Raw genomic sequence first — 15,635 nt, 5'->3', positions numbered from 1 at the left:
ACGATCCATGGTGGCTGCTCGCCTTTCCTCACGTGTCCATGATCGACGATCAAGGAACCTCAGGCACTGCAAGTGATCAATTTGTTAGGAACTCTAAGGATCAATCCTTGACCTCGTTTAGCGTCTTGATGCCGATGACCGGGCATGCCCGGTCATCGGCTCGAGGTCAGATCGTCGGGTCCGCCGGGACATCACCCTCTACGCGTGCGCGTGGCGGACCCGCGGTGCCCTTACGCAGGCGGCGCCGGAGAACCAGGACCCACCACACGAGTCCGATTCCGAGCACGACCGCGGCCGTGATCGCATTCTGACGGTTCGTCTCGGGCAGAGTGAGAGCAGCGATGACGGCGGCGCACCACAGGAGTCCGAGTGTCACCACGGGGTTGAGCCAGCGGCCTAGGTCGAACACACCCGGCAGGGCGGCGGGGATACGGCCGCGGCGGGCGGCGATCGCGGTGGCGAGCATGGTGAGGCCGTAGACGAGGTAGTAGGTCAAGCCGACCATGGCGTAGATCTGGCCGACGATCCCGCCGTTGAGCAGATTGAGGCCGATCGCGACCACGGTCACGAACACGATCGCGCGAATCGGCGCGCGGCTGCGCGTGCCGACCTTCTGCAGACCGCGCGAGCCGGGGAGCATATTGTCGCGCGAGAGGGCGAAGGTCATACGGGTTGCCACTGCCATATTCGCGATCAGGCAGGCGAAGATCGACGCGAAGGCCACGACAATCATGAGTGCGCGGGCGAGCGGACCGAGGTGCGTGCCAAGCAGCTTCAGAACCGGGTTTTCCGCGCTGGCGAAGAACGTTGCCGGGTCGCTTGGCAGCGCCATGCCGAGCAGGGCGAAGATGAGAAATCCGATGATCCCCGACACGATCACCGCGCGGAACATCGCGCGCGGCGCCGCCTTGCGCGGGTTGAATGTCTCCTCGGCAAGATCGGCCGCGCCTTCCCAACCGAGTAGGACGTACACTGGTAGCAGCGCGGCGAGCGAAAACCCTGTGAGCGAAACGCTTTCCCCGCTCAGCGCGTGGGTGTCGGTGAGGATCCGAAGGCCCTCGGTGTGGCCGAAGAACACCAGCAATCCCGCGATCAGCACAACGCCGAGTACCACGGTGCCGATCAATTCGATCGACGCGCCGATGTTGTTGATCCGCGTGGCCACCTTGACGCCGACGATGTTGAGGATCGCGACCACGATGGTGCAGCCGATGGACAGGACCTGTATTTGCTGCGGAGTCGGGTCCGCCCAGATCTCCGGTGCGAATACGGTGCCGATGGCCGCGGCTGTGCCCGCCGTGCCTGCGAGGAATGAGATGAGCGCGATCCAACCGGTGAACCAGCCGAAGTTCGGCCCAACTAGCCGGCTTGACCACTGGTAGGCGTAGCCGGTGATGGGCATTCGGCCAGCGAGGTGGGCATACACGGCGACGAGCGTGAGCACGAACAGCAGCACCGGCAGCCAGAGGAACACCGCCGAGCCACCGAGGTACTTGTAGGGGTCGGTGAACAGCGTGACGATCCCGGTGTTGATCGACACCATCGAGAAAGCCAGCGCGAACGCCGTGAAGGGGCTCATCGTCCGGCGTAGCCGCTGGCGGTAGCCAAGGGCGGCGAGGTCGTCGGCGTCCGACAACGGGCGCGTGGTGATCGGCTTGTTCATCTTGCCACCATCCCCGCCTCGACCTCGGTGAGCGTTTCGTCGAGCACGTCCAGGGCCCGCGAGAGCAGCTCCCGGGGGATATCCAGCGGCGGCTTGATCTTAATCAGGCTGCCGAGGTTGGCATAGCGACTTTCGCCGAAAATCACGCCCTTTTCCTGTGCTCGCAGGAAGACCTCGTGGGCTTCGTTGACCGCAGGCTCTTTCGTGACGCGGTCGCGGACCAGCTCGATGGACACCATGAGGCCGGGGGAACGGACCTCACCGATCAGGGGGTGGCGGGTCTGCATCTCGCGCAGCCGTCCGGTCGCGTACCGGCCGTGCGCGGCGGCGGCGGCGGACAGATCGTCGTCGAGGATCGCCTGGACGGCGGCGAGTCCGGCGGCCACCGAGACCGGGAACTGCCCGAAGGTCAGTTGGTCGTCGCCGGCGTGGAACTTCGCGTACTCCTGCTTGGTGAGCACACCCGCGAGCGGGAAGCCGCCGCCGACGCCCTTGCCGAACACCAGGACGTCGGGGTCAATCCCGTAATACTCGCTAGCCCACATTCGCCCGGTGCGCCCGAAGCCGGTCTGCACCTCATCGATGATCAACATGATGTCCAGTTCGTCACACAATTTGCGGATTCCCTGGTGCCAGCGCGGCGAGAACTCGTTGTGGCCGCCGTTTCCCTGGATGGGTTCGTAGATTAGCGCGGCGACCGGCCCCTCAGTGCCCTTGGTGAGGATATCGCGGACGACCGCGAGCGTGACCTCAGTGTCTTCCTCGGGCGTGAGCGCGAGCCGCGGACGGTAGAGGTCGGGACGCGGCAGACGAAGGAAGCGGGGCTGCAGGCGGCCGAAACCGTTGTCCGGATGCGGCCAGCTCGCCGCCATTGTGGTGATCGAGCGGCCGTGGTAGCCATCGTGCAGCACGGCGACGTGTTCGGCTCCTGGGCGGTTGCGCATCGCGAGCTTGAGCGCCATTTCGACGGCCATCGAGCCGTGCAGCGTGAAGCCGACGCGGTTGAGCCCTTCAGGGGCGATGGACACCAGGAGGGCCGCTAGTTCTAACAGGGCTGGGGTGTGGAACGTCGGTCGCGCGTGGGCGATCGCGCGGGTTTGTTCAATGGCCGCCTCGATCACGCGTGAGTCGCCCGCGCCGAGGTTGTTGGACCAGGCTTGCGCGGTGCAGTCGATGTATTCGCGGCCGTGGTCGTCCCACACGAGCGAGCCAAGTGCCCGCACCAGGGTGAGCTTGTCCGGGTCGCCGCCAGCCGGCTCGTGGAGCAGGGCTTCGCGCCCGAGGGCGTGGCGGCCAGTCAGCGGGGTCACGCTACTCGTCACGGCATTCCTCCTGGATAGGTGCGTGGTGCGCGCCTAGCGTAGGAGCGCTGGGGCCTCCCGCAGAAAGACCGGAATCCGTATACTCCATAGATGCCGCCTATGAACGTGGAGCTCCGGAACCTGCGGGCTTTCGTGGCCGTCGCCGAAACGGCGAACTTCACGAGGGCTGCAGAAAAGCTAATGATCGCCCAGCCGTCGTTGAGCTACACGATCCGCCAGCTCGAGGCGCAGCTAGGTTTCCGGCTCTTCGCGCGCACGACGCGGTCGACCGCGCTCACCCCTGCGGGCGAGCTGTTCTTGGGTGAGGCACGCGCCGTGCTCGACCGGCTCGACCAGGCCATGGACGTGGCGCGGCGGATGGCTTACGGCGAAGCTGGAACGCTGCGAATTGGCTACCTGATCGGCGCCGCCGTGGACCTCGTGCCGTCGATCCTGCGGGCGTTCGACGAACAGTTCGGGAACGTCCACGTTGAGGTGGTGGAGTACGACTTCGCCACGCCCGGCTGCGGGCTCGACACCGGCGAGACGGAGGCCGCGATCGTCCGGCCGCCACTGGACGTCGCCAGCATCACGACGCGAACATTGCTGCACGAGGGTTGTCTGGCGTGCGTACCAGACAACCACGAGGTGGCCAGCGAGCCCTCGGTGAACGTGGACCGGCTGCTGCGGGAGCCCATCATCGCGGCGCCTGGCGGCGGTGCCTGGCGCGACTCATGGATGCTTAACGGCCACCGCAAGCAGCCCGCCCGGGTGGTGCACGAGGCGGCCACCTTTGAGGCCGAGATGCAGGCGGTCGCGCTGGGCCGCGGTCTGTCGATCGTGCCCGCATCGGCAGCCCGGTTCTACGCTCGCCCCGGAGTGCGGTTCGTGCCGATCCGCGACCTACCCGACTGCGAAGTCGCCGTGGCCCACCGCGAAGACGCGTTGCGGGTCGCACAGAACTTCGCAGAACTTGCTGTGCGGGTCGCGCACGGATGTACCTGACGACTACCTAGTGCTGCAGCCGCACTTGGTGATCTCCATCGTTGATCTGCTGGTGTCGGCGAGGATCTTGCGCGTGGGTGGCCGGGCTGGATGACCTGTTGCACGGCAACGGAAAACGCACACCGATCGACCGCGAACTGTGCTTGCCGAAGTCGTGGGTCGCTGATCCGGACCGTTGCCGAGAGGCGAGCGGTCTGATTCGGCGGAGTTCGCGACCATGCCCCTACTTTGGCCACGCGATGGTGGCTCGGGCACTGGAAGCCTTGGTGCCCGCCCCTGGGTAACAACCGACGAAGCTACGGGCAGGATTCGAAGTTCCGCACCTGGCTTGAATCCCGGGGCACGGCTACGTCGTAGCCGTGCGCCGCGGTCAGCCGGTGCCGGCCGGCCCCGGGACTACCCGGGCCAGTGCACTGGAAGACGTCATATCCACCGCAGTCGTCGAAATCCGGGACTCGGGAATGCCGGTGAAGCGCTTGTGGGGGCGGGTGCGTGACTACCTCATCGAAGATTAGGCACCCGCCGATGACGACCTAGCGCAGCGATCAGGGCATTTGGGGCTTGCGAACCAGCAGTTGGGCCTGTTGGAACTGCCGCTCGTTTTCGTGAGGCTCGCGCCGCATCCGGGCGATCTCGATGAACCCGGCCTGGCGCAACAGTTCCGCGAGACTGTCAGGCGACCATCGATAGGCAAGCGTGACTTTGTGGTCGAATTCCTGCGCCAGCGGGTCGTTACCAGCGAAGAAACCGAGCAGCAGGTGGCCGCCCGGCGCCAGCACTCGCTGGAACTCGGTAAACACGGCTGGCAGTTGCTGCGGTGGTGTGTGGATGATGGAGTAGGACGCAAGAATGCCGCCGAGGACTTCGTCGGCGAGGTCCAGATCGGTCATCGACCCCACGTTAAAACGCAGGTCCGGATGGGCTCGGCGGGCGAGGGCGACCATCTCGGAGGAGAGGTCGATGCCGAAGGTGGTCAGGCCGAGCGCGTGCAAGTGTGCGGTCACGTGTCCGGGACCACATCCGATGTCGGCGACCGGTCCGGCGCCGTGGCCCTGCACGAGTTCGGCGAATGCGGCCAGCAGGGCACGTTCCATCGGCAAGGTCTCGAGCACGTTGCTGAAAAGCTCGGCGTACTGGGCCGCAATGGCGTCGTAGGCGGCCCTGGTGTCGCGCAAGGCGGAGGATTCGGTCACAGCGGAAACCATAGTCCGTGGCCGGTGCCCCAAGACCTGACTGTGGACCGGACGAGCCGGCCTATCCGTCTCCTGAGGCATTTCGGCAGTGACCTGCACAAACGCCACATCAGAGCTGGGGGTCGACATGCCGCTAAGGTTGCCAGACACCCCGCTCATCGACCGCGACAACTCCAACATGGGCACGCTGCCTGCTCCTCCATTTCGGAGGTCCGCGCTCACACTGGGCGGGGCGGTCGTTACCAGATAACTTGCCCTTCCACAGGAACGCCGGATGGCGATGGATCCGCGACCACGCACCGGATGGGTGGCGTGAAGCGGTCGAGTTAGAAATACCATTCGCGACGGCTATCCCCACGCCACCGAACAAGGCCAACGGCTGCGCGGGCAGTCCTTCCTACACCGCTCCTGCAAACCGTTGCAGGAAGCCGACGTCGATAGGTCCGCGATTCGAGATCATTGGTATGCCGCCAAAAAGCCGCTGCCCTGGTATTTCACCCCAGACCGACGGGCCATGAACTTGGTGGGCGCAGCTGGGTTCGAACCAGCGACCCCTTGCTTTTAAGACAGGTCCACAAGAGACAGCTATCGTGCAATACGGCACCGTTGGAGCAACGCAACGCAGTTCACGTCCGCCTGTCAACTGATCGTTCGCAAGTGTCTTGCCAGGCTTAACGGAGACTCGGCGCACCCCATAGCTGTACCGTGCTTTTGATCGTCGTTCTAGAAGCGTTATCAAGACCGCAGGGGATCGTCGTGGAGGTGAGCCAGGGCGTGGTCCCGGCAGACGATCTCGACACCGGAATGCTCCCGAAGCCAGGGACGACCGCCCCAGGAAAGTAACGTGGTCCGCCCCGCCGGTCCTCGCCCCGCCCCCGCCCGGCTGGATGGCTGGGTAGGGAGGACCGTCCAGGATTCCCCCCCGCGCCTTTAGAATTCTGGGGTGAGGGCGACCTTGAGTCGGCCGGGGGCGGGGTGCGAGTAGGTTTCGTACGCCTCCTGGGCACGGCCCATCGGGAAGACGTGGGTAATGTAAGACGTCAGGAGCTCGGGATGGGCATGGATGTACGTCTCCGCCTCGGCCAGGTATCGGTGCCAATCGAGAGTAGTACCGGCCTGGAGGGTGAGGTGTTTGCGGAAGAACGTGCGCATCGGCAGAACATAGTGGTCCTCGGGCAGGCCGAAGACAAAAAGGTGGCCGTGCGGAGCGAGCGCATCGATGGCATCGGCGACTATGTCCTGCCGGTGACCGATCGCCTCCACACACAAACTTGGGCGTTTGCCGTCGTCCCACTCGGTAGCTGCCCACTGCCGGGTGTTCGTGGTGACGAGTTCGTCGATGCCGAACGTCTCCGCGACGTCCGAACGGTCCACGCGATCCACTCCGATCACGGAGTCCGCACCGCGGCTCTTCAGAGCATGGGCGAACAGCAAGCCCAACGGCCCCAGACCGAGCACCGCGACCCGTGCACCTCGGACGTCCCCCACGCGGCTCAACGTGCTCAACACCGTTGCGACCGGCTGGACGATGGTCGACCGGACAGCGTCGAGATCACCGGCCAACCGGTGCAGCAGTGTCGCCGGATTCACCAGATACTCCGCCAATCCGTGCGAGCTTCGCGCAATCCCCACCACCCTGGACCCCGCCGGTAGTCCGGCCGCGCACGAGGCCACCACTTCCCCCGCGATCTCATGCAGCGGTACCCCCACCTGCCCGGTGTGCGGGTTGTCGGGGTCAAGTTGTCCCAGGAACTTCGGCACATCACTGCCGCAGATCGCCCCAGCATCCAGACGCAGCAGCACCTCACCTTCACCAAGATCAGCGGCCGTCGGCGTGGGCACCTCCACGCGTTCGAACCGGCCCGGGCCAGGTTGCCGCAAAGCCCACATCCCATCCGCTCCTCTACTGGTCGTTCGCGCTGCGCCGCGGCGCACCCGGCCACGGGTGTGTCCTAAGGTAAGCCGGATCGGTGATACTCGTCTAATACAGAATTCCGACAGATTGATGCCGAATATGTCATCAGATTTCACGTTCGCCCAGCTCAGGGCTTTCATCGAGGTGGCCACCGAGCTGAACTTCCGTCGCGCCGCCGAGAAGCTGCACACCACCCAGCCGCCACTGTCGCGCCAGGTAAAAGCGTTGGAACGGGTCGTCGGAGCGCGGCTGTTCGATCGGGACACCCGAACTGTCAAGCTCACACCGGCCGGCCAAGCGCTCTTACCCGAGGCCCAGCGGCTGCTGACCAACGCGGACGTCGCATGCCGTGCCGTCACCGAGGCCGTCCACGGCGAACGCGGCGTCATCCGCGTCGGCTACATCGAACCTGCGGCGTATGACTTGTTACCTCGCGTGTTGCCGCAGTTCCGTGAGCGGTTCCCGAAGATCGACCTGGAACTGCACGAGATGCACTCCTCGGAAGCCGTGCGCCGCCTGCACGCTCGAGACATCGAGATCGCATTGCTCCGGCCACCCGTCGACCAAGCCGGCCTGCAACTGGAGATCGTCTACGAGGACCGACTCGTCGTCGCGGTCCCCGAAGGTCACCCGGCATCCGGCCGCACGATCGAGCTGCGCGAGCTGGCCCACGAGAACTTCGTGAGCTACACGTCCAAGCAGGGCACAGGTGTCCACACCGCCACGCTGCAGGCATGCGCAGCCAGCGGCTTCTCCCCTAGGATCACTCACCTCGCGAGCAGCACCTCCATGCTGATGAGCTTGGTGGCGGCCGGCCAAGGTGTCGGCCTCATCCCCCAGCCGTTCGTCATGGCCCCTCGCCCAGGCGTCGGGTTCGCCACGGTCACTTCCCCCGAAGCCCGCAGCTACGTCGCCATTGCCTGGCGCAAGGACGAGTCGCGCGCCGCGTACACAACGCTGCGCAACATCACTCGTGACACAGCCAGCACCACCGGCTCCGCGGTCGCCTCAGCGGCCGATTAGCGCGCTTAACTCGGCGGCGAACCTGGCGACGGTCTCTCCGAGCTCGGGTAGGGAACGCGTACGCAGTTCCGAGGCGATGCCGGTCGTGGAGATGACGCCGACGATCTGGCCCCTGGCGTCACGGACGCCTGCCGCGATGCAGGAGACCCCTTCGAGGTCCTCCTCGTCGTCGACTGCAAAGCCGCGCGCCCGCACGCTGTCGAGCTCACCGAGAAGTGTCTCCAGATCTGTGATGCTCTTCGCCGTGCGGCGAGGAAGGCCTTCCTGCTCGACGAAAGCACGGACCTGTTCCTGAGACAGGCTGGAAAGGATGATCTTCCCGGCCGCGCTGGCATGAGGCGCCTCCCGTCCCCCGAGAGGGGTGTGGAACCGGACGACGCCGGGCCCGTCGACGCGCGCGACGAACACCGGGTAGCCGTTGTCGGCAATCGCGAGGCGCGTTGTCATGCCAGTCTCGCGGGCGAGAGCCGACAGGACCGGCCTGGCCACGTCAGCGATGGGCAGCTGATGTGAGGCGATGTCACCCAGCCGGATGAGTCCGGTGCCGAGGACGAACCGCGGACCGGCGACCTCGACGACGAGACCGCGTGCCTCGAGCGTCCGCAGCATGGCGTGCGCCGTACTTCGGGCCACGCCGAGACCGGTGGCGACCTCAGCGAGTCCGGCGCCACGGCTGTCCACGCTGGCGAGAACCTCCAGCAGGTGAGCCGCGCGATCGACACTCTGGATACGGGAACGGGTTTTTCGTTCGGCCATGCCGAAAGCCTATCAACTATCCCGAACGAATCCTTGACATGCCGAGAATCCAAGGCGAACATCTCATCCACGCCGCTATACCGAACATCGTTCGGCGATACCGGCAGAGGACTTGCTCTCATGCGCCCGACGACGACGCGGGTCAGCGACAACTCGCACACTGCTCCCCGCGCAGGTCGGTCCACCGACACAGTCCGGTGCCGCCCGCCGTACCGATCGTCTCCTCGTGAGCCGTGCGATCAGGAGGCGACGTCGCCGGAAAGCTGCGCAGGGAAACCACATCGGAGACATCCCGAGCGACGAGGAGAACCAGCGGTATGGACCGCAACGACGTCGACTGGCGCGGCTACTTCGCCGCCTCACCGACCCCATTCACCCGAGACGGCGCGCTCGATGAGGGCGCGCTGGCCGATGTCCTCTGTGGACTGGCCGACGACGGTGCCCACGGAGTGCTGGTCAACGGCAGTACCGGCGAGTGGTACTGCCAGGACGCCGAGGAGCGCTTCCGCGTCGCTGAGACCGCGGTCAAGGAGCTCCACGGGCGGGTACCCGTCCTCATCGGCGTCTCGAGTATGCACGAATCAGAGACCGTCGACTTGGCCCAGCATGCCTGCGGGATCGGGGCCGACGGAGTCCTCTACTCCCCACCCCCCGCCGCCCGCCTCACCCAATCCGAGGTCATTGCCTTCTACGAGCGGACAGCGCCGCAGATCCCAGGCGCGATCATGGTGTACAACATCCCCGCAGACGTGTCGACGAACATCTCACCGGAGACCGCGCGGGAGATCGCCACAATCGGCAACGTCGTCGCGATCAAGGACAGCACGTCGGACGACCTGCAGTTTCACCGGACCATCGGGCTCGTCGGGGACCAGATAAGGGTCTTCGGGAACGCCCTGACCCCGGCGGGCCTCAGCCTGATCGCCAGCGGGTACGGCGGCGACGGGCACTTCGGCGCCGGCATGCTCCTCGGCCGACGTACCCCTCGTGCCTTCGATCTGCTTTGGGCGGGCGAGGTGGCGGCCGCTTTGGAGATCGCCGACGAATTCGAGACAGTACGCAAGAGGCTCAATTCCGCCGATGGCAACGGCGTCACCGGCGGAGCACAGGCGCAGCTCAAGGCCATCATGCGGCTGCAGGGGAAGCCGGCGGGCTATCCGCGGCTGCCCCGCCTCGCGATCGAGGATGATCGCGAAGCACTCTCCCATCTCGTTTCCCTTCTCTCTGACCTCGGGCTTTTGCCGAGGACCGCCGAAGGTTGCAGGTAACCATGCCCACCACATCCCCCGGGTCTTCCGGACCCGACACATCCCCCGCCCCCCAGTTCACCCCGATCGCGGACAAGGTGCGTGTGCTGGCGACCGCCTCGATCGGCAACCTCGTCGAGTGGTACGACTTCGCCCTCTACGCCTACTCCGCCAGCGCCATCTCGCGCGCGTTCTTCCCCCAGGACAACGACACGGCCGCGCTACTGAGCACGCTCGCCGTCTTTGGTGTGAGCTTCCTGCTCCGCCCGCTGGGCGGCTTGGTCCTCGGGCGCATCGGCGACAAAGTCGGCCGGAAGAACATCCTGTCCATTTCCGTGATCGGCATGGGTTTTTGCACCGTGCTGATGGGCCTAATTCCGCCGTACGCGGCGATCGGCATGCTCGCTCCGGTCCTGCTGGTCGTCACCCGGCTGGGACAGGGCTTCTTCTCCGGCGGTGAGTACACCGGCGCGTCGACCTTCCTGGTCGAGCATGCCCCACCCGGCCGCCGCGGCCTGTGGGCCGGCATCTCGGTTGCGACCGGCACCCTTCCCTTCGCCTTCGCCGGCTTCGTCGTCATGAGCTTCACCGCGATGCCGTCGGCCGCTTACGACTCCTGGGGTTGGCGCATCCCGTTCCTCATCGCCGGGCCGCTCTCGCTCATCGGCTTTTATCTGCGACTAAAGGCGGCCGAGACCCCTCAGTTCCGGGCCCTCGAGGAGAGCGGCAGGAAGGAGTCCGCTCCACTGCGCACCGTATTGACCAAGTATCGCGCCGCGGTGCTCATGATCATGGCGATCGCCGGCCTCAACTCGGTCGCGATGTATACCCTGACCAGCTACATGCCGACTTACCTCAAGAAGAACGTCGGCACGGACGCCACCACCGCAACCGTCACGAACAGCATCGTAGTCGTGCTGGTGTGCGTCCTGGTGCCGTTGTGCGGTCTGCTGAGCGACCGCATCGGCCGCAAGAAGGTCCTCATCACCGGCACGGTCGGGTTGGTCGTTGTGGCGGTGCCGTCCTTCCTGATCCTTTCCTCGGGTGCCTCGGGTGCGGCGATTCTCGGCCAAGTCATCTACATTCTGCCGTTCTGCTGTGTCGCCGCGATCCTTTCGACGGTCATGTGTGAACTCTTCCCGACGGCCGTCCGCTACTCCGGTGCCTCGACCGGTTACAACCTCGCATACGCGATCTTCGGCGGAACCGCTCCATTCGTCGGGCAGTTCCTGGTGGACCAAACCGGCGTGCTCTCCGCTCCGGGTTTCTACGTCGCGGCCTTGGCGCTTCTCGTCGTCCCTGTCGCCCTGCTCGTCCCGGAAACCTGCCGGAGGAGCCTCAGCGAGGAGCTGCCCGGCACGAAGCGAAGCCACCAAGCCGCAACAGACAAGGCAACCGGAACCAGGGAGATGATCTAGTCGTGGCCTCAGTGCAGATCGGCGTGGACATCGGTGGCACCTTCACCGACTTCACCCTCGTCGACACCGACACCGGGAAGCGGCATCACGCGAAGCGCCCCACCACACCGAGCCGCCCTGCGGACGCGGTCGTGGACGGCCTCGCAGAGTTCCTCACCGACACCGGCTACGTGCCGGCCGACGTGACGCGCTTCGTGCACGGCCAGACCATCGCCCTCAACACCGTGCTCCAGCGGCGCGGGGAGGAGCTTGGGCTGGTGGTCACCCACGGATTCCGGGACGTGCTGGAACTGCGCCGCCTACACCTCGGGAAGCCGGTTGATCTGTTCGCGGTCCGTCCGGCACCTCTGATCCCCCGCTCGCGGGTGGTGGAGGTGCCGGAGCGGATGCTGGTCGACGGGCGGGAGGACACCCCCCTCGACGTCGACTCCCTACTCGCCCACGTCGAGGCGCTGCGTAGCAACCACGGCCTGCACCACATCGTCATCGCGTTCCTGCACGCTCACCTCTACCCCGAGCACGAGCGGGCGGCCAAGCATGCGCTCCTCGATCGCTGGCCCGACCTACGGGTCTCCTGCTCGCACGAGGTGTGGCCGGAGATCCGGGAGTACGAGCGCACCATAGCGGCCGTCATAAACGCCTACGTCGCACCGGCGGTGGAGGCGTACCTCGCGGACCTCGAGACCCGGCTGGCGGACCTGGGCGTATCAGCCCAGTGTCTGATCACCAAGTCGAACGGTGGCGTGACCGGCGTCGACGATGCATCCACGAACGCCATCCAGACCATGTTGTCGGGTCCGGCGTCGGGCATCTCGGCCGTCCGTGACGTGCTCGCGGAGATGGGAATCGACACCGGCCTCACCCTCGACATGGGTGGAACCAGCACCGACATCGCGGTCATCCGAAACGGCGAGCCGGTCACCTCCCGCAACGGCGAGGTCGGCGACTTCCCGGTCGTCCTGCCGGCCATCGAGATGTTCTCCATCGGCGCAGGCGGCGGTTCGATCGCCTGGGTGGACGACACCGGTGTCCTGAAGGTCGGACCCGAGAGCGCGGGCGCCGCACCCGGCCCGGCCTGCTACGGCAAGGGCGGTACCCGGCCGACCCTGACCGACGCGTTCCTGGTCTGCGGTTTCATGGGGGCGGTCGACATCGCCGGCGGCACCATGCACCTAGACGACAGCGCCGCCCGGACGGCGCTGCAACCTTTGGCCGACGCACTCGGTACCGATGTCGAGACGACCGCCAAGCAGATCGTCGAGGTCGCCACCTCAAGCCTGTACCGCGGTTCCAGCTCCGTCTTCGCGAAGTCCGGCATCGAACCGAAGCAGACGGTGCTGGTCGCCTTCGGCGGCGCCGGGCCGGTCCAGGCCTGCGCACTGGCAGAGGAGCTCCGCGTGCCCCGCGTAGTCGTACCCGCCTCCCCGGGCACGCTGTGCGCGACCGGCGCCATCATGGCGCGACCGCGCACGGACTTCATCCGGACGCTCAACGCCGACGTCGACAACCTCGGAGAGCAGGCGTATACGACGGCCGTGACCGAGCTGCGGGCCCAAGCCGACGCCTGGCTGGAGCGTAATGGGTTCACCGACGCCGACTTCCCAGTCTCCATCCAGCTGGCCGGCGACATGCGGTATGCGCAGCAGTCCTACGAGATCGAGGTGGCCATCGCGGAGGAGCTCGGGAGCGCCGCCAACACCGCGCTGCGCGAAGCGTTCGAGAAGACATACGCCGACCACTACGGCATCACCAGCCCGGACCAGGGCGTCGAATTGGTCTCGCTGCGGCTGTTCGTCACCGTTGACCTGCCCGGGCGCGCCGGCGGCACCCGGCCGGTCCTCGACCGCGGCCGGGCCGTCGGCGACCTCGGAACCCGGACGATCCTCCACGGGACGGCCCCGGTCGAGGCCAAGGTCGTGTCGCCAGAGCGGATGGCGACCGGCGAGCCGGTAACAGGGCCGGCGATCGTCGCCTTGCCCGACAGCACGATCGTCGTGGTCCCGGGCTACACCGCATCTATGGACGAGTACGGAAACGTGATCGCGGAGGCGAACGCCCATGTCTGAAGTCCCCCTCGAAGTCCTGTACAACCGCTTTCAGGCCATCGTCGAGAACATGTCCCACGTCATCGAACGAACCGCCTACGCCACCTTCATCAAGGAGACCGCCGACTTCTCCTGCGGCGTGGTGGCAACGACCGGCGAGTACGTGGCCTACCCCTGGAGCCTGGGCGCCCCCGGGTACCTCGGCACGAACATGAAGGCACTGCTGGACTACTTTCCCGATTACGAGCCGGGCGACGTGATCATCTGCAACGACCCCTACCTCATCGGCCAGCCCTGCACGCATCTCCCTGATGTCCACGTGATCCGCCCGATCTTCGTCGACGGCGAGTTGCTGGCGTGGGCGTACGCCTTCATCCACGTCTCCGACTTCGGCGGCACAGTGCCTGCGAGTGTGTGGCCGACGGCCCGGGAGATCTACCAAGAGGGGGTGCGGCTGCGACCCACCAAGCTCTACCGGGCCGGCAAGCTCAACACCGACATCTTCAACCTCATCCTGGACAACACCCGCATCCCGGCAACCAACAAGGGCGATATCGAAGCGATGTGCGCCGGCCTGGAAGTATGCGAGCAGCAGGTCCTCGAAGCGGCCGAGCGGTACGGCAAGGAGGCGGTGGCGAGCGGGATCGACCGGGTCCTGGAGTACGGCGAAGCGCGTGCCCGCCGGCTCTTCGAGGAGATCCCGGACGGTTCCTACCGCTTTGTCGACTATCTCGAGGACGACCTCTACTCCGACGTGCCGGTCCGGATCGAGGTCACCATGCGGGTCTCTGGCTCGGACGTCGTCATCGACTTCGATGGCACCGACCCGCAGGTCTCCTCCGCGCTCAACATGGCCGGTGTCGACGGTACGAACTCCCTGCTCTGCCTGGCCCTGGTCGGCTACCTCACCAGCCGCGACGACGATCTCCCCAAGTGCAGCAGCATCCTGCGCCCGGTCACTCTGACAGCCCCCGAAGGCACCGTCGTCTCGGCGCAGCATCCAGCCGCCATCGGTGTCCGGTACGCCACCGCGATCCGGGTCGGGGACGCCGTCTACGGCGCCCTGGCCCAGGCTTTGCCCGGCAGGGTCCCGGCGTGCTCGTCGGGGTCCATCTCACCGGTGGTCGCCGCCGTGCCGCGCCCCGAGACGGGCGAGCGCCTGGTCGAGGTCGTTCAGCCGATCCTCGGTGGTGGCGGCGCCCGGCCGGGAGCCGACGGCCTGGATGCGGCCGAGAGTGCATACGGCGGGTTCATGCGCAACACCCCGGTCGAGTCGTGCGAGGCCGCGCTTCCGATCGTCGTACGGCGATACGGGCTGGTCCCCGACACCGGCGGCGCGGGACGCCACCGGGGCGGCTTGGCCATGCGACTCGACTTCGAGGCGATGCACATCGACACCGAGGTGACCGGGCGCGGCCTCGAGCGGTTCGGCCTGGCTCCGTGGGGCGTCGACGGGGGACAGGCCGGAACCACGGGCCATTGCACCGTGCGGCGCGGCGACGAAGTCACAGACATCGGCAAGTTCGACCTGCTGCGGATGGAGCCCGGTGACGTCGTCAGCATCATCTCCGCCGCCGGTGCCGGCTACGGCGACCCGCTCGATCGCCCAGTCTCCGAGGTGCTGGCGGATGTCGAGCGCGGACTCCTCTCGGAGGAGTACGTCGCCGAGTGGTACGGCGTGGTCATCCGCGACGGTCGTATCGATGAGACCGGCACCGCGACCCTCCGGGGCCAGCGACGCCGGGCCAGTACTGACATCGCCCTGGGCGAGGGACGTGCCGCGCTGGAAGCGCGGTGGCCCGACGAGGTGCAGGCCGAGGTACGTCGGATGCTTCTCGAATTGCCGATCGGTATCCGCGACTGGGCCAAGCACAAGGTCTACCGCATCTACCAGGAGCGGGATGCCGGTACGGGGATCCAGGACATCTGCGCCCTGGTACTCGGCCAGCTCGGCGGGGATGTCGCCGGCCGAGTCCCCGCCTGATGACGACCATGCCACCTTCGTGGTCGGCCTCTCGGCCCTCCGCGAGGTCCTTGATCACGTGCATGGCCCGTTTGAGCGTCGCGAG

At 66.4% G+C, this 15,635-nt stretch carries 11 protein-coding genes; 6 read left to right on the top strand and 5 right to left on the bottom strand.

Annotation, left to right across the window (positions count from 1 at the left end; genetic code table 11):
• Positions 1-166 precede the first annotated feature (166 nt).
• Complete coding sequence (locus ACWDKQ_RS31580) at positions 167-1,579, bottom strand: APC family permease (RefSeq protein ID WP_450142424.1); 1,413 nt, start codon at positions 1,577-1,579, stop codon at positions 167-169.
• An 80-nt stretch (positions 1,580-1,659) separates the two neighbouring features.
• Complete coding sequence (locus tag ACWDKQ_RS31575; protein WP_450142423.1) at positions 1,660-2,886, bottom strand: aspartate aminotransferase family protein; 1,227 nt, start codon at positions 2,884-2,886, stop codon at positions 1,660-1,662.
• Positions 2,887-3,084: 198 nt separating this feature from the next.
• Here ACWDKQ_RS31575 and ACWDKQ_RS31570 point away from each other — a divergent pair, with 198 nt between their 5' ends.
• Entirely contained in the window at positions 3,085-3,969 is an 885-nt protein-coding gene (locus ACWDKQ_RS31570; protein ID WP_450142421.1) for a LysR family transcriptional regulator, read from the top strand.
• Between the two features lie 545 nt (positions 3,970-4,514).
• On the opposite strand, the gene ACWDKQ_RS31565 is transcribed toward ACWDKQ_RS31570, so the two are convergent.
• Both ACWDKQ_RS31565 and ACWDKQ_RS31560 read right to left on the bottom strand, forming a co-directional pair.
• Complete coding sequence (locus ACWDKQ_RS31565) at positions 4,515-5,174, bottom strand: class I SAM-dependent DNA methyltransferase (protein WP_450142422.1); 660 nt, start codon at positions 5,172-5,174, stop codon at positions 4,515-4,517.
• Positions 5,175-6,092: 918 nt separating this feature from the next.
• Positions 6,093-7,052 (bottom strand): zinc-binding dehydrogenase, encoded by a 960-nt coding sequence (locus ACWDKQ_RS31560; RefSeq protein WP_450142420.1) that lies wholly within the window; start codon positions 7,050-7,052, stop codon positions 6,093-6,095.
• Positions 7,053-7,176: 124 nt separating this feature from the next.
• Between ACWDKQ_RS31560 and ACWDKQ_RS31555 the strand changes: the two genes are divergently transcribed.
• Complete coding sequence (locus ACWDKQ_RS31555; RefSeq protein WP_450142419.1) at positions 7,177-8,100, top strand: LysR family transcriptional regulator; 924 nt, start codon at positions 7,177-7,179, stop codon at positions 8,098-8,100.
• On the opposite strand, the gene ACWDKQ_RS31550 is transcribed toward ACWDKQ_RS31555, so the two are convergent.
• The gene (locus ACWDKQ_RS31550) at positions 8,086-8,856 is read right to left on the bottom strand and encodes an IclR family transcriptional regulator (RefSeq protein ID WP_450142418.1); all 771 of its coding nucleotides are present in this window, start codon (positions 8,854-8,856) and stop codon (positions 8,086-8,088) included. The genes ACWDKQ_RS31555 and ACWDKQ_RS31550 overlap by 15 nt on opposite strands.
• A gap of 317 nt (positions 8,857-9,173) precedes the next feature.
• Here ACWDKQ_RS31550 and ACWDKQ_RS31545 point away from each other — a divergent pair, with 317 nt between their 5' ends.
• Genes ACWDKQ_RS31545 through ACWDKQ_RS31530 form a run of 4 tightly spaced genes read left to right on the top strand, consistent with a single transcriptional unit; the run spans position 9,174 to position 15,550 of the window.
• Positions 9,174-10,124 (top strand): dihydrodipicolinate synthase family protein, encoded by a 951-nt coding sequence (locus tag ACWDKQ_RS31545; protein ID WP_450142417.1) that lies wholly within the window; start codon positions 9,174-9,176, stop codon positions 10,122-10,124.
• 2 nt (positions 10,125-10,126) lie between these two features.
• Positions 10,127-11,521, top strand: a complete 1,395-nt coding sequence (locus ACWDKQ_RS31540; RefSeq protein WP_450142416.1) for an MFS transporter — start codon at positions 10,127-10,129, stop codon at positions 11,519-11,521.
• Positions 11,522-11,523: 2 nt separating this feature from the next.
• The gene (locus ACWDKQ_RS31535) at positions 11,524-13,587 is read left to right on the top strand and encodes a hydantoinase/oxoprolinase family protein (RefSeq protein WP_450142415.1); all 2,064 of its coding nucleotides are present in this window, start codon (positions 11,524-11,526) and stop codon (positions 13,585-13,587) included.
• Entirely contained in the window at positions 13,580-15,550 is a 1,971-nt protein-coding gene (locus tag ACWDKQ_RS31530; protein WP_450142414.1) for a hydantoinase B/oxoprolinase family protein, read from the top strand. Before ACWDKQ_RS31535 ends, ACWDKQ_RS31530 begins: the two co-directional genes overlap by 8 nt.
• Positions 15,551-15,635: the final 85 nt, after the last annotated feature.

This window comes from Saccharopolyspora sp. NPDC000995 (assembly GCF_053599315.1).
Note: the sequence above shows the minus strand (reverse complement) of the source record. Positions and strands in the feature narration are given on the sequence as shown.

Coding starts and splice junctions, on each gene's coding strand:
- ACWDKQ_RS31545 (WP_450142417.1), top strand. CDS start 9,174: ATGGACCGCAACGACGTCGACTGGCGCGGCTACTTCGCCGCCTCACCG.
- ACWDKQ_RS31580 (WP_450142424.1), bottom strand. CDS start 1,579: ATGAGCCCCTTCACGGCGTTCGCGCTGGCTTTCTCGATGGTGTCGATC.
- ACWDKQ_RS31570 (WP_450142421.1), top strand. CDS start 3,085: ATGAACGTGGAGCTCCGGAACCTGCGGGCTTTCGTGGCCGTCGCCGAA.
- ACWDKQ_RS31530 (WP_450142414.1), top strand. CDS start 13,580: ATGTCTGAAGTCCCCCTCGAAGTCCTGTACAACCGCTTTCAGGCCATC.
- ACWDKQ_RS31555 (WP_450142419.1), top strand. CDS start 7,177: ATGTCATCAGATTTCACGTTCGCCCAGCTCAGGGCTTTCATCGAGGTG.
- ACWDKQ_RS31550 (WP_450142418.1), bottom strand. CDS start 8,856: ATGGCCGAACGAAAAACCCGTTCCCGTATCCAGAGTGTCGATCGCGCG.
- ACWDKQ_RS31565 (WP_450142422.1), bottom strand. CDS start 5,174: ATGGTTTCCGCTGTGACCGAATCCTCCGCCTTGCGCGACACCAGGGCC.
- ACWDKQ_RS31560 (WP_450142420.1), bottom strand. CDS start 7,052: ATGTGGGCTTTGCGGCAACCTGGCCCGGGCCGGTTCGAACGCGTGGAG.
- ACWDKQ_RS31540 (WP_450142416.1), top strand. CDS start 10,127: ATGCCCACCACATCCCCCGGGTCTTCCGGACCCGACACATCCCCCGCC.